25 protein-coding genes are annotated in these 25,830 nt (G+C 64.6%); 18 read left to right on the forward strand and 7 right to left on the reverse strand.

Features of this window, described 5'->3' with window-relative positions; all coding sequences use genetic code 11:
* The first annotated feature begins 21 nt into the window (after positions 1–21).
* The 12 genes from urtA to ureG all read left to right on the forward strand — a co-directional run bounded on the left by urtA (position 22) and on the right by ureG (position 11,408).
* Positions 22–1,326 (forward strand): urea ABC transporter substrate-binding protein, encoded by a 1,305-nt coding sequence (gene urtA, locus U5768_RS11745; RefSeq protein WP_322030566.1) that lies wholly within the window; start codon positions 22–24, stop codon positions 1,324–1,326.
* Positions 1,327–1,410: 84 nt separating this feature from the next.
* The gene (gene urtB, locus U5768_RS11750) at positions 1,411–3,051 is read left to right on the forward strand and encodes an urea ABC transporter permease subunit UrtB (RefSeq protein ID WP_322030567.1); all 1,641 of its coding nucleotides are present in this window, start codon (positions 1,411–1,413) and stop codon (positions 3,049–3,051) included.
* A 1-nt stretch (position 3,052) separates the two neighbouring features.
* Positions 3,053–4,282, forward strand: a complete 1,230-nt coding sequence (urtC, locus tag U5768_RS11755) for an urea ABC transporter permease subunit UrtC (protein WP_322030568.1) — start codon at positions 3,053–3,055, stop codon at positions 4,280–4,282.
* Positions 4,279–5,160, forward strand: coding sequence for an urea ABC transporter ATP-binding protein UrtD (gene urtD / locus U5768_RS11760; protein ID WP_322030569.1), 882 nt, complete (start codon positions 4,279–4,281; stop codon positions 5,158–5,160). Before urtC ends, urtD begins: the two co-directional genes overlap by 4 nt.
* A 22-nt stretch (positions 5,161–5,182) precedes the next feature.
* Positions 5,183–5,878 (forward strand): urea ABC transporter ATP-binding subunit UrtE, encoded by a 696-nt coding sequence (gene urtE, locus U5768_RS11765; protein ID WP_322030570.1) that lies wholly within the window; start codon positions 5,183–5,185, stop codon positions 5,876–5,878.
* A 57-nt stretch (positions 5,879–5,935) separates the two neighbouring features.
* Entirely contained in the window at positions 5,936–6,841 is a 906-nt protein-coding gene (locus tag U5768_RS11770; protein WP_322030571.1) for an urease accessory protein UreD, read from the forward strand.
* Positions 6,842–7,081: 240 nt separating this feature from the next.
* On the forward strand, positions 7,082–7,384 hold the full coding sequence (ureA, locus tag U5768_RS11775) for an urease subunit gamma (RefSeq protein ID WP_322030572.1): 303 nt from the start codon (positions 7,082–7,084) through the stop codon (positions 7,382–7,384).
* Positions 7,385–7,403: 19 nt separating this feature from the next.
* On the forward strand, positions 7,404–7,709 hold the full coding sequence (locus U5768_RS11780) for an urease subunit beta (protein WP_322030573.1): 306 nt from the start codon (positions 7,404–7,406) through the stop codon (positions 7,707–7,709).
* 41 nt (positions 7,710–7,750) lie between these two features.
* A complete protein-coding gene (gene ureC / locus U5768_RS11785) occupies positions 7,751–9,457 on the forward strand; it encodes an urease subunit alpha (protein ID WP_322030574.1) in 1,707 nt (568 codons plus the stop codon).
* A 9-nt stretch (positions 9,458–9,466) separates the two neighbouring features.
* Positions 9,467–10,084 carry an urease accessory protein UreE gene (ureE, locus tag U5768_RS11790; protein WP_322030575.1) on the forward strand — a complete coding sequence of 206 codons (618 nt, stop codon included), beginning with the start codon at positions 9,467–9,469 and terminating at the stop codon, positions 10,082–10,084.
* Positions 10,071–10,751 carry an urease accessory protein UreF gene (locus U5768_RS11795; protein ID WP_322030837.1) on the forward strand — a complete coding sequence of 227 codons (681 nt, stop codon included), beginning with the start codon at positions 10,071–10,073 and terminating at the stop codon, positions 10,749–10,751. Before ureE ends, U5768_RS11795 begins: the two co-directional genes overlap by 14 nt.
* 12 nt (positions 10,752–10,763) lie before the next feature.
* Positions 10,764–11,408, forward strand: a complete 645-nt coding sequence (gene ureG, locus U5768_RS11800; protein WP_322030576.1) for an urease accessory protein UreG — start codon at positions 10,764–10,766, stop codon at positions 11,406–11,408.
* 18 nt (positions 11,409–11,426) lie between these two features.
* Here ureG and U5768_RS11805 read toward each other — a convergent pair whose 3' ends face one another.
* From U5768_RS11805 to U5768_RS11825, 5 genes are all read right to left on the reverse strand, one after another.
* A complete protein-coding gene (locus U5768_RS11805; RefSeq protein WP_322030577.1) occupies positions 11,427–13,430 on the reverse strand; it encodes an acyltransferase family protein in 2,004 nt (667 codons plus the stop codon).
* A gap of 360 nt (positions 13,431–13,790) precedes the next feature.
* Complete coding sequence (gene waaA / locus U5768_RS11810) at positions 13,791–15,098, reverse strand: lipid IV(A) 3-deoxy-D-manno-octulosonic acid transferase (protein WP_322030578.1); 1,308 nt, start codon at positions 15,096–15,098, stop codon at positions 13,791–13,793.
* A 97-nt stretch (positions 15,099–15,195) separates the two neighbouring features.
* Positions 15,196–16,080, reverse strand: coding sequence for a Kdo hydroxylase family protein (locus U5768_RS11815; protein WP_322030579.1), 885 nt, complete (start codon positions 16,078–16,080; stop codon positions 15,196–15,198).
* A 180-nt stretch (positions 16,081–16,260) separates the two neighbouring features.
* Complete coding sequence (waaC, locus tag U5768_RS11820) at positions 16,261–17,256, reverse strand: lipopolysaccharide heptosyltransferase I (RefSeq protein WP_322030580.1); 996 nt, start codon at positions 17,254–17,256, stop codon at positions 16,261–16,263.
* Between the two features lie 187 nt (positions 17,257–17,443).
* On the reverse strand, positions 17,444–18,838 hold the full coding sequence (locus tag U5768_RS11825; protein ID WP_322030838.1) for a phosphomannomutase/phosphoglucomutase: 1,395 nt from the start codon (positions 18,836–18,838) through the stop codon (positions 17,444–17,446).
* Positions 18,839–19,087: 249 nt separating this feature from the next.
* Here U5768_RS11825 and U5768_RS11830 point away from each other — a divergent pair, with 249 nt between their 5' ends.
* The 3 genes from U5768_RS11830 to U5768_RS11840 all read left to right on the forward strand — a co-directional run bounded on the left by U5768_RS11830 (position 19,088) and on the right by U5768_RS11840 (position 22,583).
* Entirely contained in the window at positions 19,088–20,350 is a 1,263-nt protein-coding gene (locus U5768_RS11830) for an oligosaccharide flippase family protein (protein ID WP_322030581.1), read from the forward strand.
* Positions 20,347–21,192 carry a glycosyltransferase gene (locus U5768_RS11835; protein WP_322030582.1) on the forward strand — a complete coding sequence of 282 codons (846 nt, stop codon included), beginning with the start codon at positions 20,347–20,349 and terminating at the stop codon, positions 21,190–21,192. The genes U5768_RS11830 and U5768_RS11835 overlap by 4 nt, the downstream gene beginning before the upstream one ends.
* Positions 21,193–21,275: 83 nt before the next feature.
* Positions 21,276–22,583: a chloride channel protein gene (locus tag U5768_RS11840; protein ID WP_322030583.1), complete on the forward strand. Its 1,308-nt coding sequence runs from the start codon at positions 21,276–21,278 to the stop codon at positions 22,581–22,583.
* Between the two features lie 33 nt (positions 22,584–22,616).
* On the opposite strand, the gene U5768_RS11845 is transcribed toward U5768_RS11840, so the two are convergent.
* Both U5768_RS11845 and U5768_RS11850 read right to left on the reverse strand, forming a co-directional pair.
* Entirely contained in the window at positions 22,617–23,258 is a 642-nt protein-coding gene (locus U5768_RS11845; RefSeq protein WP_322030584.1) for a DUF1109 domain-containing protein, read from the reverse strand.
* Complete coding sequence (locus U5768_RS11850) at positions 23,255–23,827, reverse strand: sigma-70 family RNA polymerase sigma factor (protein ID WP_322030585.1); 573 nt, start codon at positions 23,825–23,827, stop codon at positions 23,255–23,257. The genes U5768_RS11845 and U5768_RS11850 overlap by 4 nt, the downstream gene beginning before the upstream one ends.
* 236 nt (positions 23,828–24,063) lie before the next feature.
* Here U5768_RS11850 and U5768_RS11855 point away from each other — a divergent pair, with 236 nt between their 5' ends.
* The 3 genes from U5768_RS11855 to U5768_RS11865 all read left to right on the forward strand — a co-directional run bounded on the left by U5768_RS11855 (position 24,064) and on the right by U5768_RS11865 (position 25,829).
* Positions 24,064–24,303, forward strand: a complete 240-nt coding sequence (locus tag U5768_RS11855) for a pentapeptide MXKDX repeat protein (protein WP_322030586.1) — start codon at positions 24,064–24,066, stop codon at positions 24,301–24,303.
* A gap of 107 nt (positions 24,304–24,410) precedes the next feature.
* A complete protein-coding gene (locus tag U5768_RS11860; RefSeq protein WP_322030587.1) occupies positions 24,411–25,037 on the forward strand; it encodes a cytochrome b/b6 domain-containing protein in 627 nt (208 codons plus the stop codon).
* Positions 25,038–25,052: 15 nt separating this feature from the next.
* The gene (locus tag U5768_RS11865) at positions 25,053–25,829 is read left to right on the forward strand and encodes a molybdopterin-dependent oxidoreductase (protein WP_322030588.1); all 777 of its coding nucleotides are present in this window, start codon (positions 25,053–25,055) and stop codon (positions 25,827–25,829) included.
* The last annotated feature ends 1 nt before the right edge of the window (position 25,830 follow it).

The following is a 25,830-nucleotide window of genomic DNA, read 5'->3' on the forward strand; positions in this document are numbered from 1 at the left end:
TCACGGACAAGAGGCACAAAAATGAAACGTCGCAGTCTGTTGAAACTCGGGACGATGTCGGGCGCACTCGCGGCTGCGGGGCGCATGCCGTTCGCGCACGCGGACACCGGCAGCGGGCCGATCAAGGTAGGCATTTTGCATTCGCTCTCGGGCACGATGGCCATTTCGGAGACCTCACTAAAAGACACCGCGTTGATGACGATTGCCGACATCAACAAGAACGGCGGCGTAATGGGGCGTCAGATCCAGCCTGTCGTGGTCGATCCGGCCTCCAACTGGCCGCTCTTCGCCGAAAAGGCGCGCCAGCTCCTCACGCAGGACAAGGTGGCGTGCGTGTTCGGCTGCTGGACCTCGGTGTCGCGCAAGTCGGTGCTGCCGGTGTTCGAGGAACTGAACGGCCTGCTCTATTACCCCGTGCAATACGAAGGCGAAGAGATGTCGCGCAACGTGTTCTACACGGGCGCCGCGCCTAACCAGCAGGCCATTCCTGCCGTGGAATACCTGATGAGCGCCGAAGGCGGCGGTGCGAAGCGCTTCTTCCTGCTCGGCACCGACTATGTGTACCCGCGCACGACCAACAAGATCCTGCGTGCGTTCCTCCACTCGAAAGGCGTGAAGGACAGCGATATTCAGGAGGTCTACACACCGTTCGGCCACAGCGATTATCAGACGATTGTCGCGAACATCAAGACGTTCTCGCAAGGCGGAAAGACGACCGTCGTTTCGACCATCAACGGCGACTCGAACGTGCCGTTCTACAAGGAACTCGGCAATCAGGGCATCAAGGCCACCGACGTGCCCGTGGTCGCGTTCTCCGTGGGCGAGGAGGAATTGCGCGGCATCGACACGAAGCCGCTGGTGGGACACCTCGCGGCGTGGAATTACTTCATGTCGGTGAAAGGCCCGAACAATACGAAGTTCAAGGAGCAATTCGAATCCTGGGTGCAGACGAACAACCTGCCCGGCGGAGCCAAGCGCGTGACCAATGACCCGATGGAAGCGACCTTCGTCGGCATCCATATGTGGAAGCAGGCCGTGGAGAAGGCAAAGAGCACCGACGTCGACAAGGTGCGCGTGGCCATGATCGGCCAGAGCGTGGCGGCTCCCTCGGGCTTCACGCTCACGATGGACGGCAACCACCACCTGCACAAGCCGGTGATGATCGGCGAAATTCGCGGCGACGGTCAGTTCAACGTAGTGTGGAGAACGAAAACCGCGATTCGCGCGCAACCGTGGAGCCCGTTCATCGCGGGCAACGAAGGCAAGCCCGATGTGGTCACCTCGACCACGCTGCCTGGCTTTCTGCGCCGCTCGCGCGTGGCCTGACGTAGTATTCGCGCGCGCTTGCGCGCTCCGTCTGCGGGCCGCGGCAAGCTGTTGCGCCGCGGCCCGCATCAAAAAGAAAACATCATGGCTCTCTCACTCCCGAGGTACGCGCGCGCGGGCTTGCGCCACGCGCTCGCCGCGGCTGCGCTTTTCACCGCGCTGTGCACTGGCGCGCACGCGCTCGATGCGGCCGACGTCGCGCCGCTCGCCGGCGACGACTTCGACGCGAAATCCGCCGCCATCGACAAGCTCATCGCCACGCACGACGCCGCTTCGCTCGCGCTCCTCAAAGCGCTCGCCGAGGACAACGTCACGGCGACAGATTCCGGCGAAGTGCTCGTGCAGGATGGCGACAACGCGCGCGACGCCGCAACGGGCAAGCCCGTCGCCGCCAACGTCGCATCGAGCGCGCAGCCCATCACGCTGAACAACATCCTGCGCTCGAAGGTAGCGGGCGCGGTCTCGGGCCTGCAACTCGCCTCGCCTGACCTGGAAACGCGCCGCGCCGCCATCGCGCAACTGCTGAAGAACCCGGACCCGGCCATGAAGCCGATGATCGACGCCGCGCGCGCGAAGGAAACCGACCCGGCGCTCAAGCGCCGCCTCGACACGCTCTGGGCCATGACGGCGCTGCACGATCCGGATGCGGCAACGCGTCTCGAAGCCGCGAAGCTCGTCGCGGCGCGCCACGATCTCGACATGTACGAACTGCTGCGCCCGCTCGTCGCGAAGAACGCGAGCGGCGCGTACAACGAGCCCGACGCCGCCGTGCGCGCCGCGGCACAACAGGGCATCGACGCGCTCGACGCCATCCAGCGCCGCAGCGAGATCGCCGGCACGCTGTTCGCGGGCCTCTCGCTCGGCAGCGTGCTGCTGCTCGCGGCGCTCGGTCTCGCCATCACGTACGGGCTCATCGGCGTCATCAATATGGCGCACGGCGAGTTCCTCATGATCGGTGCGTACGCAACCTATGTCGTGCAAACGCTCGTGCAGCGCTACGCGCCCGGCGCGTTCGACTGGTATCCGCTCTTTGCGATTCCCGCTTCGTTCGTCGCCGCGGCGCTCGTGGGCGCCGTTATCGAGCGGCTCGTGATCCGCCATCTTTATGGCCGCCCGCTCGAAACGCTGCTCACCACGTTCGGCATCAGCCTCATCCTCATTCAGGCCACGCGCATGATCTTCGGCGCGCAGAACGTGCAGGTCGAAAACCCCTCGTGGATGAGCGGCGGCGTGAGCGTCATGCCCAATCTCATCCTGCCGTACAACCGCCTCGCGATCCTCGCGTTCTCGCTGATCGTGGTGGGCGTCGCGTGGACCGTGCTCACGAAAACGCGTCTTGGCCTCTTCGTGCGCGCCGTCACGCAAAACCGCCGCATGGCCGCATGCGTAGGTGTGCGAACCGCGCGCGTGGACGCGTGGGCCTTCGCGTTCGGCGCGGGCGTGGCGGGCCTCGGCGGCTGCGCGCTCTCGCAGATCGGCAACGTCGGGCCCGATCTCGGCCAGAGCTACATCATCGATTCGTTCATGGCCGTCGTGCTGGGCGGCGTCGGGCAGATCGCGGGCACCGTGATCGGCGGCTTCGGGCTCGGCCTCGTCTCCAAGGCCATCGAGCCGTTCTGGGGCGCCGTGCTCGCGAAGATCGCCGTGCTCGTGCTGATCGTGCTCTTTATCCAGAAGCGTCCACAAGGGCTTTTCGCCCTCAAGGGCCGCAGCGCGGAGGCATGACATGACGAGCGTCACTTCCCCTTCCACGCGTCACGCGCTGGGCGCACCGCATGGCGAATCCGGGCGCGCCGAAACCTTCGCGCTCGGCTTGCCCGCGCGCCCCGCCCTGCTCTCGCCGCGCGCCTGGCTCGCGCTTATCGTGCTGATCCTCGCAATCGGCGTGGGCGTGCCGCTTTGCGCCCTGGTGCTCCCGCAATCGAGCGCGATGCATCTTTCCGCCTATGCGATGACGCTGGGCGGCAAGCTCATGTGCTATGCGATCGCCGCGCTCGCGCTCGATCTCGTGTGGGGCTATTGCGGCATTCTGAGCCTGGGCCATGGCCTTTTCTTCGCGCTGGGCGGCTACGCCATCGGCATGTATCTCATGCGCGAGATCGGTCACGACGGCAAGTACGGCAGCAATCTGCCCGACTTCATGGTGTTTCTCGACTGGCATGCGCTGCCGTGGTACTGGCAAGGCACTGAGCATCTCTGGTACGCACTCCTGCTCGTCGTGCTCGCGCCCGCCGCGGTGGCGTGGGTGTTCGGCTTCTTCACGTTCCGCTCGCGCGTGAAAGGCGTCTATCTTTCGATCATCACGCAGGCCATGACGTTCGCCGCGATGCTGCTCTTCTACCGCAATGAAACCGGCTTCGGCGGCAACAACGGCTTTACCGACTTCAAGCGCATCGCCGGCATGCCGATCACGCATCCGGGCACGCGCACCGTGCTGTTTTTGCTCACGTTCGCCGTGCTGGTGCTCGCGTTTCTCGGCGCACGCGCCATCGTCACGTCGAAGCTCGGCCGCGTCGTGACCGCCGTGCGCGACGGCGAAACGCGCCTCATGTTCCTCGGCTACAGCCCGCTTGGCTACAAGCTGTTCGTGTGGACCGTCTCGGCCGTCCTGTGCGGCATTGCGGGCGCGCTTTACGTGCCGCAGGTCGGCATCATCAACCCCAGCGAAATGTCGCCAGGCAACTCGATCGAAATGGCGATCTGGGTGGCTGTGGGCGGACGCGGCACGCTCATCGGGCCCATCATCGGCGCATTCGCCGTGAACGGCGCAAAGAGCTTTTTCACCGCGCATTTCGCCGAATACTGGCTGTTCTTCCTCGGCCTCATGTTCGTGCTCGTGCCGCTCCTTCTGCCCAACGGCATCATGGGACTCATCGAACTCATCCGTAATCGGATCACTGCGCGGATCACTGCGCGGATCACTACGCGGACCGCCGCGCGGAGCGAACGCCCATGAACGGACATAGCCTGCTCAACGACCCGCTCAACCACAATCCCTTCGACGACGCCCTCAAGTACGACGAACTCGCGCTCTCCGGCGTGGCCGATCTCGGGCACGTGGTCGAGCCCGGCGCCATCGACATCTCGCACGGCACGATCCTGTATCTGGAAGACGTGACCGTGAGCTTCGACGGCTTTCGCGCGCTCAACAAGCTCTCGCTCGTCATCGACGCGGGCGAATTGCGCTGCGTGATCGGCCCGAACGGCGCGGGCAAAACCACGATGATGGACGTCATCACGGGCAAGACCGCACCCGATTCGGGCAAGGTGTTCCTCGGGCAGACGCTCGACCTCACGCGCATGAACGAGCCGGCCATTGCGCGCGCGGGCATTGGCCGCAAGTTCCAGAAGCCCACGGTGTTCGAGCAGCATCCCGTATGGGAAAACCTCGAACTCGCGATGAAAGCCGACAAGGGCTGGTTCGCCACGCTGCGCGCGCGCCTGGGGCGCGAGGCGCAGGCGAAGATCGAGGAAACGCTCGAAGTGATTCGCCTGGAAAGCGACGCGCGGCGGCTCGCGGGCGAGCTGTCGCACGGCCAGAAGCAGCGCCTGGAAATCGGCATGCTGCTCATGCAGAAGCCGCAACTGCTGCTGCTCGACGAGCCCGCCGCCGGCATGACCGACGACGAAACCATGGAACTCGCCACGCTGCTCAACCGCTTGCGCGGCAGTTGCTCGATGATGGTGGTCGAGCACGACATGGAGTTCGTCGCCGCGCTTGCGGGAGAAGCCGGCCGCGTGACGGTGATGGCCGAAGGCAGCGTGCTTGCGCACGGCACGCTCGACGACGTGAAGCGCGACGAAGCGGTGATCGAATCGTATCTGGGCCGCTAGGTCCGCATCGACATTATCAGCCATGCTAACTATCGAATCGCTGAACCAGTACTACGGCGGCAGCCACATTCTGCGCAACGTCTCGATGACGGTGCCCAACGGCGAACTCACCGTGCTGCTCGGGCGCAACGGCGTGGGCAAAACCACGTTGCTGCGCTGCCTCATGGGCGTCGTGCCGACGAAGAACGGCTCCATCGCATGGCGCGGCGAGGCGCTCACGAAGCTGCCCACGCATGCGCGCGTGGCGCACGGCCTCGCTTACGTGCCGCAAGGCCGCGATATCTTTCCGCGCTTGAGCGTCGAGGAGAATCTGCTGGTGGGCGCGGCGAGCAAGAAGCGCATGCCGTCTGGCGTGCCCGCGCATATCTACGAACTCTTTCCCGTGCTCAAGGACATGAAGGCGCGGCGTGGCGGCGACCTCTCGGGCGGCCAGCAGCAGCAACTCGCCATCGGCCGCGCGCTGATGAGCGATCCGCAGTTGCTCATTCTCGACGAGCCCACCGAAGGCATTCAGCCTTCGATCATTCAGGACATCGGCCGCACGTTGCGCCGGCTCGTGGAAGAGATGCACATGACGGTGCTGCTGGTCGAGCAGTATTACGATTTCGCCAAAGCCATCGCGGACCGCTACTGGGTGATGAGCCGTGGCGAAATCGTCGCGGGCGGCGCGGGCGCGAGCATGGATGCCGATGGAGTGCGGGAGTTGATCGCGGTTTGAGCGTGGATGGAGCATGCTATTCTCCACGCCATTCTCCGCTTGCCCTCCTTGCCACGCATGTCGCTCCACGTCGATCACGCCGCCCTCGCCAACGCCACGTTTCGCAGCACCGCACACCAGGAATGGGCCGCGAAACTCGAACTCGGCTTCGAGCGGCAGGGCACGCGCACTGCGCTCACGCATCGCCTGCACGCGGGGCCGTTGCGCGTGCAACGACCGCTCTACCCCGAAGGCGATGCGATCTGTCACGCGGTAATCGTGCATCCGCCGGCAGGCATTGCGGGCGGCGACCGGCTGGACATCGACGTGAACGTGGGCGATGGCGCGCACGCCGTGCTCACCACGCCGGGCGCGACCAAGTGGTACAAGTCGAACGGCCGCGTGGCGCGTCAGCGCATCCATGTACGCGTGGGCGCAGGCGCGAAGCTCGACTGGCTGCCGCAGAACAACCTCGTATTCGATCACGCCCACGCCGAACTCGAATTCGCGCTCGCGCTCGGCGAAGGCGCCACGGCCATCGGCTGGGACGCGACGCAACTGGGCCGCCAGGCCGCGGGCGAGCGCTGGTCGGCGGGCATGGTGCGCTCGCTCACGCGCGTGACGCGCACGGCGCCGGAACGCGGCGGCGACGATCAACTGCTGTGGCTCGAACGCGCGCTCTTCGACGCCAACGACCCGCTGCGCGACGCGCCGCAAGGCCTCGCGGGCTACCCCGCTTTCGGCGTGTTGTGGGCAATCGGCCCCGCGTGCAACGAAGCGCTGGCGCAAGATCTCGCCCCCATGCTGCCGTTCGACGATGCGCAGCGCGCGGGCGCGACCTGCGTCGCGCCTGGTGTCCTGCTCGTGCGCGTGGTTGCGCGCTCGATGGAACCGCTGCAGAACACGCTCACGCAATGCTGGACGGCACTGCGGCCGTTCGTGCATGGCGTAAAGGCCGCGCCGCTGCGGCTGTGGACCACCTGAGATTGAAGCGCGCACCGATGTGGTGCGCACGATGCGCGAACGCACAGTGGCGCGGCGTTGCCACGCCAGTTCGGTGCAAAAGTCACCCGTAGTTGGTGCATCCACGCTGTCCCCTTCACTGGCACACACCTTGCTGTGAGCTTGCATCGATTCGCGCGCGCCGCGCGCGAGGCCGCAAGCTGTCCGTAACCAGGCTCACGTAAGCTGGGCCGACAGCCTTGCCCCAACCGACCCGGAACGATGAAGCTCACGCCACGCGAGAAAGACAAGCTCCTGATCTTCACCGCCGCGCTGCTCGCCGAAAGGCGCCGCGCCCGCGGCCTCAAGCTCAACTACCCCGAGGCCGTCGCGTTCATCAGCGCGGCGCTGATGGAAGCGGCCCGCGACGGCAAGACCGTCGCCGAGGTCATGTATTACGGCACCACGCTGCTCACTCGCGACGACGTGATGGAGGGCGTGCCCGAGATGATTCCCGACATCCAGGTCGAAGCGACCTTCCCCGACGGCACCAAGCTCGTCACCGTTCACCATCCGATTCCCTGAGTCGAAAGGAACCGCGCACATGATCCCCGGCGAAATGCTGATCGACGACGGCGAAATCGAACTCAACGCAGGCCGCGAAACCGTCACCGTGAAGGTCGCGAACACGGGCGACCGCCCTGTTCAGATCGGCTCGCATTTCCACTTCTACGAGGTCAACGCCGCACTCTCGTTCGACCGCGAAGCCGCACGCGGCTTTCGCCTGAACATTGCAGCAGGCACGGCCGTGCGCTTCGAGCCGGGACAGGAGCGCACCGTGGAACTCGTGGCGCTCGCGGGAGACCGCGCCGTCTACGGCTTCAACGGCCGGGTGATGGGCCCGCTCTGAGCGCGCCCGGACGAACACAGCGATTTCATCAGGAATCCGATATGACATTGAAGATCGTCCGCCGCGCCTATGCGGAGATGTTCGGCCCGACCACGGGCGACCGCGTGCGCCTCGCCGACACCGAACTCATCATCGAGATCGAGCGTGACTACACCGTCTACGGCGACGAGGTGAAATTCGGCGGCGGCAAGGTGATCCGCGACGGCATGGGTCAATCGCAGCGCCTGCATGCCGAAGTCGCCGATACGGTCGTGACCAACGCCGTGATCGTCGATCACTGGGGCATCGTGAAGGCCGACATCGGCATCAAGGACGGCCGCATCTGGAAGATCGGCAAGGCGGGCAACCCCGATGTTCAGCCGGGCGTGACGATACCGATCGGCGCGGCGACCGAAGTCATCGCGGGCGAAGGCCAGATCGTCACGGCGGGCGGCATCGACACGCATATCCATTTCATCAGCCCGCAGCAGATCGACGAAGCGCTCGCCTCCGGCGTGACGACCATGCTGGGCGGCGGCACCGGGCCCGCCACCGGCACCAACGCCACCACGTGCACGCCAGGCCCGTGGCACATGGAGCGCATGCTCCAGGCCGCCGACGGCTGGCCGATCAACCTCGGCTTTCTCGGCAAGGGCAACGTGAGCTTGCCCAAACCCGCGGAGGAGCAGATCGCCGCTGGCGCGATCGGCCTCAAACTGCACGAGGACTGGGGCTCGACGCCGGCCGCTATCGACAACTGCCTGAGCGTTGCGGACGCAACCGATACGCAGGTGGCCATTCACACCGACACGCTCAACGAATCGGGCTTCGTGGAAGCGACGGTGGCCGCCTTCAAGGGCCGCACGATCCACACGTACCACACCGAAGGCGCGGGCGGCGGCCACGCACCCGACATCATCAAGGTGTGCGGCGAAGCGAATGTGCTGCCCTCTTCGACGAACCCCACGCGCCCGTACACCATCAACACGCTCGACGAACATCTCGACATGCTGATGGTGTGCCACCACCTCGACCCGTCGATTGCCGAAGATATTGCGTTTGCCGAGTCGCGCATCCGCCGCGAAACCATTGCCGCCGAGGACATTCTTCACGATCTCGGCGCGCTCTCGATGCTCTCTTCGGATTCCCAGGCAATGGGCCGCGTGGGCGAAGTGATCATCCGCACGTGGCAGACTGCGCACAAAATGAAGGTGCAACGCGGCGCCCTGCCCGAGGACGGCGCGCGCCACGACAATTTCCGCGTGAAGCGCTATGTGGCGAAGTACACGATCAATCCCGCGCTCACGCATGGCATTGCGCACGAAGTGGGATCGCTCGAACCGGGCAAATGGGCCGACCTCGTGTTCTGGGAGCCGGCGTTCTTCGGCATCAAACCCTCGCTCATTCTCAAGGGCGGCATGATCGCGCTGGCGCAGATGGGGGACCCGAATGCCTCGATTCCCACGCCACAGCCCGTGCACTACCGCGAAATGTTCGCCACGCGCGGCCGCGCGCTCGCGCAAACGTCGCTCACCTTCGTTTCGCAGCTTTCGCTCGACAAGCGCGTTCACGAGCGCTACGGGCTGCAAAAGCGCGTGGTCGCGGTCCGCAACTGCCGCAGCGTGACGAAGGCCGACATGATTCACAACGCGTGGCAGCCCACGATCAGCGTCGATCCCGAAACGTACCAGGTTGTCGCCGACGGCCAGTTGCTCACCTGCGAACCCGCCACGGTCCTGCCGATGGCGCAGCGTTACTTCCTGTTCTAAAGTTTAGTCATGCGTACGATCGACAAACGACTCACCGCGAAGCTTGCGCCAGTGCTCATGCAGCGCGCGGCCACCCTCACGCTCGCTTATGACGCGCGGTGCAAGAGCCGCTTCGCGGCCACGCTCGACACCGGCGAGGAAGTGGGCGTGGTGCTGCCGCGCGGCACCGTACTGCGCGACGGCGACATGCTCGTGGCCGACGACGGCGGCCTCGTTCGCGTGATCGCGGCAGCCGAGAGCGTATTGCGCGTGCGCGCGCCCGACCGCCTAACGCTTACGCGTGCCGCGTATCACCTCGGCAATCGCCACACGCCCGTCGAAGTGGGCGCGGACGAGCTTAAGCTCGAAGCGGACCCGGTGCTCGAAGACATGCTCAAGCGTTTAGGCGCGCAGGTGGATCGCGTGCAGTTGGCCTTTCAGCCCGAAGCGGGCGCATACGGAGGCGGCCACCGCCACGGCCACGACGAAACCTTCGCCGAAGACTACGCGCTCGCGCAACGCGTGTACGGCGAACATCACGGGCACGCGCATACGCACGGAGAAGATCACGCGCATGACCACGATTGCGGACACGATCACGGTCATTGCGACGGCCATGCGCACGACCACAGCCATGAACATCGCTGAACTCACGGCACTGCTGCATCTCGCGTCGCCGGCGCTGCCCATCGGCGCGTTCAGCTATTCGCAGGGACTCGAAGCGGCAATCGACGCGCAACTCGTCACGAACGCCGATGACGCCGCGCACTGGATAGCGGGCGGCCTCGCGAACGTGCTCGCTTGCGGCGAGTTGCCGTTCGTGGCCCACCAGATGAAACGCTGGCGTAAGCATGACGCGCACGCGCTCATTGTCGCTAACGAGGAATTCGTCGCGAGCCGCGAGTCGGCGGAATTGCGGCGCGAAACCGCGCAGATGGGCTGGTCGCTGCGTCAACTCTGCGCGCAACTCGAATGGGGCGACGCACAGCGGCGCGCAACGCTTGAACGCATGACGCCCATTGCGCAGCCCACGGCCTACGCATTCGCCGCCTGGGCGCACGACGCCGCGCCAGAAGCCGCGCTCGCCGCCTACGCGTTTAGCTGGATCGAAAACCAGACGGCCGCCGCGCTCAAGGCGGTGCCGCTCGGCCAGCTCGCGGGCCAGCGCATCATCGTCGCGCTGCGGCCCGAGATCGAAAAAGCCGTGGCGCGCGCGCTCGCTACCCCGCCTGAGGCAATAAACACCTTTGCGTCGCAGCTTGGCGTGCTTTCCGCGCGACACGAATCGCAATACTCGCGGCTTTTCCGCTCCTGACACACACGAACCATGAATTCGCACGCACCCAGCAAACGAACGAAGAAACTGCCGCCGCTGCGCGTCGGCGTGGGCGGCCCGGTCGGCTCCGGCAAAACAACCTTGCTCGAAATGCTCTGCAAGGCCATGCGCGAGCGCTACGATCTTGTCGCCATTACCAACGATATCTACACGAAGGAAGACCAGCGCCTGCTGACCGTTGCGGGCGCCCTGCCCGCCGAGCGCATCATGGGCGTGGAGACGGGCGGCTGCCCGCACACGGCGATCCGCGAAGACGCGTCGATCAACCTCGAAGCCGTCGACCAGATGCTCACGCGCTTTCCCGACGCGGACATTGTTTTCATCGAATCGGGCGGCGACAATCTCGCGGCGACGTTCAGCCCCGAGCTTTCGGACCTCACGATCTACGTGATCGACGTGGCGGGCGGGGAAAAGATTCCACGCAAGGGCGGCCCCGGCATCACGAAGTCGGACCTGCTCGTCATCAACAAGACCGACCTCGCGCCGCTCGTGGGCGCGAACCTCGACGTCATGGCCTCCGACGCGAAAAAGATGCGCGGCGAGCGGCCCTTCGTGATGTGTAATCTGAAGGCGCTCGATGGGCTTGGGGAAGTGATTGCCTTCATCGAAAAGCGAGGCCTCTTCGTCGCGGATTGATGCACCGCCACCGATCTCTCAGATCGACGAATCGATGTAATCGGCATGCTCTACGATCCAGTCCGGGTTTAGATGGGACCTGTCCACATAGAGCGCCGACCCTTTCCCCGTGAGACGGATGCAGGCTTCATCCACACAGAGTCGCGATTCGGGGTCGATGAGTGAGGCATGATCGCGCTCCGCTAGCGCGATCAGTTCCTCGCGAATGCTCTGTTGCAGACCATCGATTTTCACGCGCCCCCCGGCCTGATCTGGATCGAAACGTCCGATTCTCGGCAAGAACACGTGCGGGTCGAACGGATCACCCACCGGATTATCGAGCAGCACATAGACCTTTTTGTGCTGCGCCTGCAATTCCTTGATCTCCCCATCCAGCGCGGCGAATGCGGCCGCTCTTCCAACGGGCGTGTCGAGATTCCATTGCTTCCCGTTGCTGACGATGTAATAGCCCATGCTGTTGAAGTAATAGCTCCAATATCCGCCGATCACGACGTTCGTTACCCGGCTGTTCGCCGCCTTCGCCAGCGCATCGCGACGGATCGAACCGCATACAGAATCGGCCTGGAGATCGTGATCGAAGACGTGCGGGATGGGCGGGCAAGCAGCGGCAACAGCAAAAATAGCTCCATTTCTTGATCCGCTACTTTCTTCATCCCGGTAGATTCGTTCGGCGTACTGAGCGACGTGCGAATCGCCCATAAAAAGCGTCGTAGCCTTCCGGTCTTGATGCAACGGGAAGATACCGTCGCGCGTTTTCCCGTCCGCGCTCGTTGCCGTCAGGAAGTCCCAGCCGCCCCGCGTCGCGAGCTTGACGGTGTCGATACGCGACGCGATAAGCGCGTCCTTGATCGCGACGCCGCTGCCCAGCATCAACACAAGGCCTGCAAACAGCAGAAGCGCGGTTCGGTTCGAAGCACGATGCCAGCGTATCTTCCTCTCGACGAAACGGTGCGTGAGCCATGCGAGCAACAGGGAAAGCGATATCACCGCGATCTTTGTGATGTGACCATTGTCCGGCCAGATAAAATGCGCAAACGACAGCAATGGCCAATGCCAGAGATAAAGCGGATAGCTGATCAGTCCGCAAGTTACGAACGGGCGACTCGAGAGAATGGTGCGATTGATCCACGCGCCTGAACCCGCGGCGATGACCAGGAAAGTCCCCATCGTTGGCAGAAGTGCCCAGAATCCCGGAAACGCTCGCTCGTGATTGGTCAGCAGAAATCCCGACAGCAACAGGCCCATACCCAGCGCACAGAGCGCGTTGCCATAACGACCGACCAGATCGGAGCGGTGCAAAGCGGCGTAAGCAAGCGAGCCGCCAATCATCAACTCCCAGAAGCGGGAAAGGGGCGAGTAGAAGGCCGCAACCGGATCGCGCCAGGCAAGCCAGACGCTCAGGCCAAAGGACACCGCAATGATCGCGCCGTTCATGGCCGTGAACCGCCAGCGATGCGTCCATGCATAGCTCAGGAGCAAGGGCCAAAATATGTAGTACTGCTCTTCGACCGCAAGGCTCCAGAGGTGCAACAAGGGTTTGGCATCGTGGTCGCTATCGAAGTAACCGCTCTCGCTCCACAAAACAAAATTCTGCGAAAAGGAAGTCCCGCCGATGATGTGTTTTCCGAGTTGCCGGTACTCGTCGCGCAGTAGCACGAACCAGCCGGCAGACGCACAAAAGAGCAATACGAGAAGCAGCGCGGGAAAGATCCGGCGAATACGCTTCCCGTAAAAATCAGCAATACTAAATTTTTCCCGCTCGAGACCGGAAAGGATGATGGTGGTTATGAGATATCCGGATATGACGAAGAAAACGTCGACGCCGATGAATCCGCCTGCCATACGGCTTGGGAACGCATGAAAGAGAATGACTCCCGCCACCGCGATCGCGCGCAATCCGTCGACGTGGGGACAATATTCGTGCGCCGCTACGCTGCGAGGCGCGGCTCGGCTGGGCGCGCTATCGAGGATTTCCGTCGCGGACGGAACCGGCAGCACCTGCTGGGTAATCGTCGGTAGCATGAGCGGTCCTTCGCTGGCTGCATATCGGTGAAACGGACGCCAGCGAACCGATATCTGGCAATGCGTTCCTTACGATGACGCGGCTCGAACGCAACTCAACCACGTGAACCCAGTACACGCGCGCCCCGACTTGGGCGTATGTGCGCATACGTACACATCGCCGCGCGTAACGGCGTGGTTGAGGCATGCAACCACTTGACCCTTTCACGCATCTATGAAACACCCTTCAGGTGTCTGTAAATCGCCCTTCATGTCGCCGCGTTTGACCCTTTCAAACAGCGAACTTTCAAATAACAGACACCGTGAAATGCGCAGCGATGCATTCGTTTCCAGTTAGTTTTCCTGTATTAATTGCGGACGTCACACGTCCGAAACGAGAGCCTGCAGCACGTCCACCGTGCGCGCGGTCGCGCCACGGTGGCGCGAAGCAAATGCGGCAGCAGCCGCGCCCATGGCGACCCGGCGCGACTTGTCGTTGAAGAGTTCGCGCAAGGCGCGCGCGAGATCGGCGGGGTCCTGAACCTGGAGCGCCGCGCCCGCGGCCGTGGCGTCGGCGGTGGCCTGCGTGAAGTTGAACACGTGCGGCCCGATCAGCACCGGCACGCCCACGGCGCACGCTTCGATCAGGTTCTGGCCGCCAAGCGGCAAGAGACTGCCGCCGATGAACGCGAGGTCGGCGGCAGCGTAATAAGCGCCCATCTCTCCCATCGAATCGCCGAGCAGCACGCTCACGTCCTGCGGCAGCAGTCGCACGCCCTCGTGCGCCGAAGCCGCCGAAGCCGCAGCCGGCGCCCAACGCGAGCGCCGTTCGAGCTTGAAATTCTTGCGCTCCACGAGCGCGGCCACTTCGTCGAAGCGCTGCGGATGGCGCGGCACGAGGATCAGAAGCGCATCGGGAACATCGAGCGCGGCGAAGGCCTGCAGCACGAGTTCCTCCTCGCCTTCGCGCGTGCTGGCCGCCACCCACACCGGCCGCTCGCCTATCGCGCGCCGCCAGTCGCGGCCACGCGCGATCAGCGCCGGTGGGCTCGCCATGTCGAACTTGAGGTTGCCGAGCACCGCCACGTTGCGCGCGCCGAGCGCGGTCAGGCGCTCCGCGTCCGAGGGGCTTTGCGCGAGCACGCGCGTGAAACCGCCGAACACCTCGCGCGCGCCCGCGCCGAACTTCGCCGCGCGCTTGTACGAGCGCGCCGACATGCGCGCGTTGGTGAGCACGAGCGGCACGTCGGCGTGCTTGCATTCGTCGATGAGCGTGGGCCAGACCTCGGTTTCCATCACGAGGCCGAGCGAAGGGCGCCATGCGCGCAGAAAGCGCCGTACCGCGTGGGGCATGTCGTACGGCACGTAACAGCGCAGCACGCGGTCGCCGAAGAGTTGCTCGCCGGTGGCGCGGCCGCCCGGCGTCATGTGCGTGAGCAGAATACGCGCGTCGGGACGCGCCGCCAGCAGCGCTTCGACGAGCGGCTGCGCCGCGCGGGTCTCGCCCACCGAAACGGCATGCACCCAGATGAGCGGCGCGTCGTCCTCGGGCAAGCGCCCTGCGCTATAGCCGAAACGCTCGCCGATATGCTCGCGATAGCCACGTTCGCGACGCGAGCGGATGAAAAGCCGCAGCACCGCGAGCGGCGCGATGAGCCACCAGGCCGCGCGATAGATCGCTCTCAGCATCGCGCCTCCGCAACGGCCGGGGTCATGCGAAGCGCCGCGGCCGCGCGGCAGGTGGCGTCGGTTGACACGTCAGTCGGCAGGCTCATCGCGCGTGGATTCAAACCAGTTCCTTGCCCTTGAGGCGTTCGAGGATGCCGAGCGGCGCCCATTCGGGATGCACCATGTCCTTCGCCGGCAGGAAGAAGGTCTGCTCCATCATGAACTGGCCGGACATCACCGCATGCGACGTGTGATCGGAGAAGCACACCCACACGCTGCCCGGCGGAAAGCCGATGGTCTCCTGCGGGCTCGTCTTCTGATAGCCGAGATCGGCCTTCATGCCGTCGTGGAGGTTGAGCATCAGGTGGTCGTACTCGCTGCGCGGCGACTTCGTGATGTGCAGCAGGTTCTGCAGCCACGCCGAGCCCGGCAACTGCGGCTTGATGTTCGGCAGGAAGCGCTTCGCCATGTCCTCGAACGGCTCGCCCACGCGCCACACGCGCGGCACGCCGTTCGGGTTGACATTGGTGAACACGCGCAGGATGCGCTCGCCGTAGTTCGGGCGCGACGGAAACGCATCCACGTGCAGGCGCGAATCGTCCTTGCGCCACGAAGTCTGGCGCGTTTCCACCTGGTGCAGGCGCAGGCTCGTGGGCGCCACGCGCAGCTTGCCGGTGTACTCGGGAAAGAGGCCGTCCACCAGCGTGCGGGCGCAGGTCTGGTAACGCGCGATCAACGCACGCACGGCCGACTGCGTGACGGCGTCGCCGAGCACGCCGTGCAGCGCGCCGCCGTTCGGGTCGAGACTGATGTTCTTGCGCTTGGGATCCGCGATTGCGGGGTCGAGCAGCGCGCGCTCGCCGCCTTCGATCGCAAAGGCCAGGTGGGGAAAATACAGCACCTTGCCCTGCTCGACGGCGTCGAGCAGCGTCTCGCGCGGTTGCGAAAGCTGCTGGCCGTGCCAGTCGGCGGAAGTGATTTCGATGATCTGGGATTCGTTCATGGTCGCCCCTGGAAGCGATGGATCTGATTGCCTGCCGGCGTCGGCCCCTGCCGGCCAGGCCCTGGCGCGCCCGTGCACGTTCGTGCACCCTCGCGCGCGCCGATTCTTATACCCGCGGCCTCAGTGGTACGCCTTGACGCGCCGCAGTCAGTCCAGCGCGCGCGCTGCGGCGGCGCGCCGCTACAGCAACCCGAAGCCTGCCAGCGCGCCCTTCACCTGCGCGAGCGTTGGCGGCTGGCCTGCCGTGCCCAGATTGACGACGTTCGGCGACCAGTAGCCGCCCGTGCGCCAGGCGGTCGCGAAATTGTACAACTCGACGCTCGGGCGCTTCAGCGCCGCCGCGATGTGCACGAGCCCCGTGTCCACACCCACCGTGGCCGCCGCGCCGTCGATCAGACCCACCACGGCGGGCAGCGAGAGTTTGGGCGGCACGATCGCCGCTTCGCCGAATTCGCGCGCGAGGCGCTCGCTCGTGGCGCGCTCGGCTTCGCTGCCCCAGGGCAGCACGAGCGACGCGCCGCGCCGCACGAGCGCCTGGCCCAGCTCGATCCAGTGCTGGTCCGGCCACTGCTTATCGGCGCGCGACGTCGCGTGCACGAACACCACATAGGGCACCGGCAGATTCAGCCCCACGCCCGCGAGCGCCTGCGCGGCGCGGTAGGTGTCGAGGCCGAAGTCGATATCGTCGGTGGGCGACGGCGGCGCGAGATCGAGCGCGCCCGCAACCAGTTGGCGCGTGCGCTCGACCACGTGGGTGCGCGGCTCGATGCGAATCGACCGGTCGTAGAAGAAGCGCACGGGCCATTCGTAGCCCGCGCCATCGGTGCGATTTCCCAGACCGACGAGCGGCCCGCGCGCCCAGCTCGCGACCCAGGCCGTCTTGATGAGCCCCTGGCAGTCGATCACGAGGTCGTACTTCTCGGCCACGAGCGCGCGCCGGAACGCGCCGATTTCGCGCCAGTTGGCGGCGGAGAAGAGGCCCTTGCGCCAGCGGCGCAGCGAAAACGGAATCGCGCGGCGCACGCCATTCACAAGCTCGACGAGCGACTGGAAGCTCTCTTCGACGAGCCAGTCGATCTGCGCGTCGGGATACCGTCGCCGGATATCGGCAATGACGGGCATGTTATGGACGACGTCGCCAAGCGACGACACGCGCACGATGAGGATCTTTTGCACGCTCAAGGCTCTTGGGCCGGACAGATTAAAAAGGTGCGCAATTTTAGCGCGCCGCACGCAAATGCGAAGAAAAACCGGGGAAATGCGCGGAAAGGAACGCAAACGGCGCCGCGCCGTGACTGGCGCGGCGCCGTTGGGCGCGTCATGAAGCCGCAAGCAGCCGCACGGGACGCGGCGGCCGCGAGGCTTAGAACGGCAGCGCCGCGTCCGGCTTCTCGGCGAGAATCACGCGCTTGAAGTCGGCCTGGATGCGCGCGAGCGCGGCGTCGTTGTCGGCCTCGAAACGCATCACCACCACAGGCGTGGTGTTCGACGAGCGGGCAAGACCGAAGCCGTCCGGGTATTCCACGCGCAGGCCGTCGATGGTGATGACCTCGTCGGCGCCCGTGAACTTTGCGTTCTTCTGCAGTTTCGCGATCAGCTCGAAGTTTTCGCCTTCCTCGAGCTTCAGTTGCAGTTCGGGCGTGGCATGCGAGTTCGGCAGGTCGTTGAGCAGCTTGCTCGGATCGGCCACGCGCGAGAGGATTTCGAGCAGACGCGCGCCCGTGTACAGGCCGTCGTCAAAACCGTACCAACGGTCCTTGAAGAACACGTGGCCGCTCATTTCGCCCGCGAGCGGCGCGCCGGTTTCACGCAGCTTCGCCTTCACGAGCGAGTGGCCCGTCTTCCACATGAGCGGCTCGCCGCCCTTCGATTTCACCCACTTCGCGAGATTGCGCGTGCACTTCACGTCGTAAATGATCTGCTTGCCCGGATTGCGCGAGAGCACTTCCTCGGCGAACAGCATGAGCTGGCGATCGGGGTAGATGATCTGGCCGTCCTTCGTCACGACGCCTAGACGGTCGCCGTCGCCGTCGAACGCGAAGCCGATTTCGGCGTCCGTCTCCTTGAGCGCGCGGATCACGTCCTGCAGATTCTCGGGGTGCGCCGGGTCCGGATGGTGGTTCGGGAAATTGCCGTCCACCTCGGTGAAGAGTTCGACCAGTTCGCAGCCCATCGCCTTGAACAGACGCGGTGCGAGACCGCCCGCCACGCCGTTGCCGGTGTCGACCACGATCTTGATCGGGCGCGCGAGCTTCACGTCGCTCAGGATGCGGTCGACATAGGCGTCGGCGATGTCGTACTTCGTGTAGCTGCCCTCGCCCGCGTCGAAACGGTCCGCAACGATGCGGTCGTAAAGCGCGAGGATCTGGTCGCCGTAAATCGCCTTGCCGCGCAGGACCATCTTGAAGCCGTTGTAGTCCGGCGGGTTGTGGCTGCCCGTTACGACGATGCACGAGTCCACGTTGCGCTCGCCGCCCACCAGCTTGAGCGGCACGCTCGCGGCGAAGTAGCCCACGGGCGTGGGCACCATGCCGACGTCCACCACGTCCACGCCGGCTTCGCACAGGCCGTCGGCCAGCGCGCGGGAGAGATCGGGACCCGAGAGCCGGCCGTCGCGCGCGATCACCACGGCGTCACCGCCCTGCGCGCGCACTTCGCTGCCGAAGGCGCGGCCGATGGCGCGCGCGGTATCGGTGTCGAGCGTCTTGCCGATCACGCCGCGAATGTCATATGCCTTGAAAATCGATTTGGAAATCATGTTGAGGCTCACGTCCAGATGGGAATTCGGGTCCATTCGTAACACAGACAAGTTCGCCGACAAGCTCTGCGGTTACGAAAAGTGGGATCCGTTACAAACTATAATTGCCGTTTTTCGGCAGTGGTATGCACCCATTTTAATGCTTCGCCGTTTCCTTTTATCGCCAAAATATTCGTCAAAAATGGCGGAGAGATTGCGCATGCCGCGTGCCTGCCCTTTTTTTAGCGCTTCCCGCCGTGGCGAAGCGCGATGCTGAGCCTCAAGCGCTTCGGCAACCCCGACGTCGCCCGCGCGTTTGCGAACATCGTGTGGCTCGGCTTGGAGCGCGTCACGCAGATCGCGGTGGCCATCGTCATCAGCGGCGTGCTCGCGCGCTATTTCGGCCCTGACGTATTCGGCAAGTGGCAGTACGCCAACACGCTGTTGCTCGTGCTCGCGCCGATAACCTGGGTGTGCGGGGCCGAGATTCTCGTGCCCACCATCGTGAACAAACCTCCCGGGCAGCTCGGCACCGTGCTCGGGAGCGCGTTCGCGCTGCGCATCGGCGTGTCGGCGGCGGCGCTGCTCGTGACCTGGGCGGCCATCGCGCTTGGCGCGACCGATCCCCTCGTGGGCGCGATGCTCGCCGGGCTCGCCGTGACGATGCTGTTTCGCGAGCCGTTCGTGGGCGTGATCAACGCCTGGCTGCAGAGCATGACGTACAGCAAGCCGCAATTGCTCGCGAGCATGACGACGGCCGTGATCAAGGCGCTGCTCGTGTATCTGCTCGCGCGCGCGGCGTTCGCGCCCGCGACCTTCGGCTGGCTGTGGGCGCTCGAATCGGCGGCGATCGGCGCGGCGCTCGTGCTCTACTTCCGGCGCCGCCACGGCGGCAAGCTCGGCTGGCACGTGGACCGCACGCTCTTCAAGCATTTCGCAAGCGCGGGGACGGTGTTCTGGCTTGGCCTCATCTGCATGTACCTGTTCCTGAAGCTCGACCGCCTGATGCTCGAGCGCACGATCTCGTTCGCCGATCTCGGCCGCTACTCGGCTGCGCAGCAGCTCAACGAGAACTGGATCACGCTCGCGCTCATGCTCTCGCAGACGATTGCGCCCGCGTTCGTCTACCGCGTGCAGCAGACCGCGCAACTGCGCCGCAACCTCGTGCGCCTTTTCGCAATGACGGCCGTGCTGATGGTGGCTGGCGCGCTCGTGCTCGACGCGCTCGCGGGATTCATCATCGGCCGCGTGTTCGGGCCGGACTATGAAGGCGCAACCGGCATCTTCCGCTGGGCCGTCTGGCTTTCGGTGCCGGCGGGGCTCGAAGCCATCGGCAACCTCGTCGTGCTCAAATATCAGGCGAAATTCGTGCTGCTCGCCAAATGGCTGCTCGCGCTCGGCGTGGCGTTCGCGGTCAATCTCGTCGCGATCCCGCGGCTTGGCCCGTATGGCGCGCTTTGTGGCCTCGCGGCGGGCTATCTCGCGGCCGCCTGCGTGAATCTCTACTACATCCGCTTCAAACTCGTTTCATGACGAATTCCGCCGCGCTCCCCACGAGCGATACACGCGAAGGCGCGCTCGCCGACGTCGCCGTGCTCATGCCCGCGTACAACGGCCAGGGCGACGTTGCGCGCACGCTCGCTTCGTTCGATGAGGACGCAACCATTTACGCGCTCGTGGTCGATGATGGCAGCACGCCGCCCATCGTCGCGCCCGAGGTGCCGGGCATGTGCGTGGAAGTCCTTCGCATGGCGAAGAACGGCGGCATTGAGCGCGCGTTGCAGGTGGGTGTCGAGGCGCTCGCCGCGCGGGGGTTTCGTTATGCGGCGCGTATCGACGCGGGAGACCTCGCCGCGCCTGAGCGCCTCGCGAAGCAGCGCGCGCGCATGGAAGCGGAACCCGCGCTCGCGGCGCTTGGCACGTGGACTCAGGTGGTCAGCCGCGCGGGCGAGCCGCTTTTCATGCTGCGCCCGAGCGCGGATGCGCGTGCGCTGCGCCGCACGCGCCTGTTGCGCTCGCCGCTCGTGCATCCCTCGGTGATGCTGCGCGTCGACGCCGTGCTGGCTGTGGGCAACTATCGTGTGATGTATCCGGCGGCCGAAGATCTCGATCTGTTTCTGCGACTGATGGAGCGCTACGAGTGCGCGAACCTGCCGGAACTCGGGCTCTACTACGAACTGAACGAAGGCGGCATCAGCGCGACGAAGCGGCGGCGGCAGATCGTTTCGACGGTGCGGCTGCAATTGCGCTATCTCGACCCGACTAACTGGCGCGACTGGTTGGGACTCGCGAAGAACGTCCTCCATTTCGTCACGCCTTATCGGATGCTGCGCCGGTTGAAGACCGCCCTCGCGGGAAAGTCGCGGGGATATTGACGGATAGCACCCGCCATATCCGGCTGGCCGCCTGGGCGACTTATGTCACAATGTGCGTTAAACCGCATTTTCCCGGCGCTCCCATGCGATTTTCCACTCTTATCGACCGTCGAAAGATTCTGCGCGGTCAGCGGCGCTGGCTGTACTTCGGCGTGTTCTGGCTCGGCGCTGTCGCAACGGGGCTCGTCGCAGTCGTGTACGCGCGGCTCATCGACTTCGGCTACGAGGTCTTTTTACGGATGACCGCCCAAAGCTGGTGGTTGCCGCTTCTCATTACGCCGGCGATCGCCGCGTTCAGTGTCTGGGCCACGCGCCGCTGGTTTCCCGGTTCGGAAGGCAGCGGCATCCCGCAGGTCATCGCGACGCTGCACGACGTACGCAAATTCGGCCCGCGTCTGCTGACGTGGCGCATTCTGGTCGGCAAGATCGCGCTGTCGTTCCTTGCCATCCTCGGCGGATTCACGATCGGCCGCGAAGGGCCGACGATTCACGTGGGCGCCGCGCTGATGTTCAGCCTGCGGCGCTTCTATCCGGAACGGCTGCGCAGTATGTACGGCGTCGGTCTCGAGCACCGGCTCGCCCTCGCGGGCGCGGCCGCCGGTCTTTCGGCGGCATTCAATGCGCCGCTCGCGGGCGTCGTCTTCGCCATCGAGGAACTCACGCGCAGTTTCGAAGCGCGAACCAGCGGGGTCATCATCACGGCGATCATTTTTGCCGGTGTCGTTTCTCTCGCGCTTCAGGGCAACTATGTGTATTTCGGCACGATTGCGATTGACGGCAATCTACCCGATCTGCTGGTCGTCGCGGTCGTTCTGGTTGGCGTGATCACAGGCCTCGCGGGCGGCGTGTTCTGCTGGCTGCTGCTGAACACCGCGCGATGGATGCCCGCCCGGCTATTCGCACTGCGCAACGAACGTCCCGTGGTGTTCGGCGCGGCGTGCGGGCTGTTCATCGCCGTGATCGGCGTGGCGAGCGCGGGGCATCTGTTCGGCAGCGGCTATGTCGAAGCGCGCAGCATGCTCGAAGGCCATTCGCAACTCGGCGCCGCGTATCCGCTGCTGAAAATGGCGTCGATGGTGGGCTCGTATCTCCCTGGAACGCCGGGCGGCCTGTTCGCGCCGTCACTGGCAATCGGTGCCGGCATCGGCAATGCGCTGCACATGATGTTCGGGCAGATGCAGTTGCCGATGCTGATCGCGCTCGGCATGGTCGGCTATCTGGCCGCCGTCACGCAGAGCCCGATCACGGCGTTTGTCATCGTGATCGAGATGATCAATGGGCACGCGCTCGTGATTTCCTTGATGGCCACCGCGCTGATTTCGAGCCAGGTGTCGAAGCTGTTTGCGCCGCCGCTATATGAGGCGCTGGCTCGTCGATATCTGCATCACTGAGCACCCGATGCCGCACAAGGCGGTCGCTGCCTGCTACCACCGCAGCAGCCGCGGACCGAGCAACGCACCGATCGCCGTGGGCACGAGCATCCCCAGCACGTACCATGCGCCCCAGAACGGGATGGCCATTTCCGGGCAATGCAGGCAATAAGCGAGCGTAGCGGTCGAGCCCGCGAGCAAGCCGCCCGCCGCGCCCGATACCGCGAGCCGCGTCGGCGCCAATCCTCTGAGCGCCCAAAACACGGCGACAAAGCCCGGCGCGGACAACATCGCGATCAGCAACGGACACACGCGCCACGTCGAGCCGAGCACGAGTGCGAGCCGTGCGCCGCTCGGCGCGGCGATCAACACCCAGGCCGCGGCCAGCCACACCGCCGCGACCGGCGCGGCGATCAGCCAGCCGCTGCCACCCGCGCGCAAGCCTGGCCGCGCGAGCCTCGTCGACATCCACAGCGAACCGATCAGCAAACATAAGGGCAGCGCGATCTTGGCCCAGAAGATCGGAGTCAGCGCGACTTCGCCGAGGTCGCGGCGGATGCCGAGCAGCGCCGCCATGATCAGCGTCGCGCTCGTGGCGCCGATCAGCACGGCGGCGGAAAAACGTTTCGCCGGCGCGTGCCGGTCCACCGGCGCGACGCCGGTCGCAAGCAGGGAAATAAAGTCGTCCGTTTTCATCGTGTTCCTCGAATCCTCGCAGCCAGCGCCTTGAGCCCACGATGCACGCCAACCTTGACCGCCGACTCCGACATGCCCGTCAACTTCGCGGTCTCCGTCACGGATAACCCTTCGAGTTTGACGTGCACGATCGGCAGGCGCTGGCGATCGGGTAGCTGCTCCAGCAGCCGGGCAACATCGCGCTTCGCCTGCGCCGGTTCGAGATCGGGGGCGGCGAGCAGTTCGAACGCGTCGTCGAGCGGATCGTTCAGTGCGTCGTGGCGGGAGCGCGCGCGGAAATAATCGGCCAGCTTGTAGCGTGCGATCGCGTGGACCCACGCGGTCAGCGGCTCATCCGCACGATACGTGTGTCTTGCGTTGTGAACGGCCAGCAATATTTCCTGCACGAGGTCCTCGACATCCGCCGCACGATCGTAAAGCCGTCGCCGCAGGAAGCCTCGCAGGTGCGCGCCCAGGTCCGCGAGAAATTGCCGGTATCCGGCGCTATCGCCATCCAGGCCGCGCAGGAACAGGGCGCGCAGATGCGACTCCTTCGCCTGCGCTGCGGAGATATCGGTAGTTCGGTTCATCGGGGCTGCCGGTTACAGGTAACAGGAGTTTATTCCATCGCCGCCTGCGCCGGCGTTCCAGGCCGGCTCGCGCCCCTCCCTTTTTCCGTGGAAGCAAAAAAACTTCGCCGGCCTGTAACCGCGCCGGAACAGAGGGCGAACTACCTCACAGATGCGGATTAACGACGCATCGGTAGTTGCTGGACAGCGGATCTCCGATCCACACGGGTCCGATTAACAACATTCAAGGAGTTGCCATGAAACGCATTGCAGTCGCAGCAGTTGCCGCGGTTATGCTCGTCGGCGCGGGTTCGGCGTTCGCACAAGCGAGCGGGGCCATGTCAAACGATTCGATGTCGAAAGACTCGATGAGCAAGGACTCGATGTCCAACGACTCGATGGGCAAAGGTGACGCGATGTCCAAACACTCGATGAAAAAGGACAGCGGCAAGATGAAATCCGACGCGATGAAAAAAGACGACTCGATGAGCCAGTAAGCCCCCCGGGTGCGTCCACGGCAAATCACCGCGAACGCACCCGGCGGACGCGACCCGGCGCATCACCTCGGGCGCACGTCAGTCCGACGACTCCCACGGAGACTCGTATGAACGCGATTTCCCGGCCCGCCGCGCCGCCCCGCGCGACGCGCCCCATCCAGCCTGTGTGGGTCCGCATCGCGCACTGGCTCAACGCGCTGGCAGCGGTGCTGATGATGCTCTCGGGATGGCGCATCTACGATGCGTCGCCCGTCTTCCGGAGTTTCGAGATTCCCACCGGCATCACGCTGGGCGGCTGGCTCGGCGGGGCGCTGCAATGGCACTTCGCAGCAATGTGGCTGCTGTTGTTCAACGCGCTCTTTTATCTGGCGATGAATATCGTCACCGGCCGTATCCGGTCGAAATTCTTCCCGCTATCGCCGCGCGCGATTTTTCATGATCTGGGCGAGGCGCTGAAAGGCCGCCTCTCTCACGCGGACCCGAGCCGCTACAACGCGGTGCAAAAGTTCGCATACCTGTTCGTGATGGCCGACATTGCGGTGCTGATCTTGTCGGGTCTCGTCATCTGGAAGTCGGTGCAGTTTCCGTTGCTGCGCGAGCTGATGGGCGGATACGACCGCGCGCGCGTCGTTCACTTCTGCGCGATGGCGCTGCTTGCGGGGTTCATCGTCGTTCATCTGGCGATGGTCGCGCTCGTGCCGCGTTCGCTGCTGACGATGATTCGTGGCCGGTAACGAAGGAGATCCGTTGTGAAACCAGTCAAACCTTTGCCGCCGGCTATCGATCGCGCATCGTTGAGCATCGACGTGCGTCGCCAGCTCGATATGCCCTCACGGCGTTTGTTCGGCAAACGCATCCTGACGCTCGGCGGCCTCGCGATGCTGACCGGCTGCAGCCTGTCGGACGATAAATCGGTCGAGACGTTTCTGGCGCGCGTGTCGAGAATGAACGACCGCGTGCAGGCGTGGCTATTCGATCCGAACCGTCTTGCTCCGACCTACACGGAAGCCGAGATTACGCGCCCGTTTCCGTTCAACGCGTACTACGGCATCGAGGATGTGCCGCACGTGGACGGCAGCGATTTTCGCCTGAAAGTAAGCGGTCTGGTTCAGAACAGGAAGGACTGGACGCTCACCGACCTCTACGCACTACCGAAGGCCGAACAGATCACACGGCATATCTGCGTAGAAGGCTGGAGCGCGATTGGCAGATGGGGCGGCACGCCGTTCTCTGAATTCCTGAAGCGCGTGGGCGCGGACCTCTCGGCGAAATACGTGGGTTTCAAATGCGCGGACGACTACTATGAAAGCATCGATATGCCCACCGCGCTACATCCCCAGACGCTGCTGACCTTTACTTACGACGGTAAGCAATTGCCTGAAAAATATGGTTATCCGATGAAGCTCAGGATGCCTACGAAACTCGGCTACAAGAATCCCAAGCATATTATGGAGATTTTCGTGACCAACACGTTCCCCGGCGGGTATTGGGTCGATCAGGGTTACAACTGGTTTGGCGGGTCGTAAT

This window comes from Paraburkholderia sp. J76 (assembly GCF_905220295.1).
Taxonomy (GTDB): domain Bacteria; phylum Pseudomonadota; class Gammaproteobacteria; order Burkholderiales; family Burkholderiaceae; genus Paraburkholderia.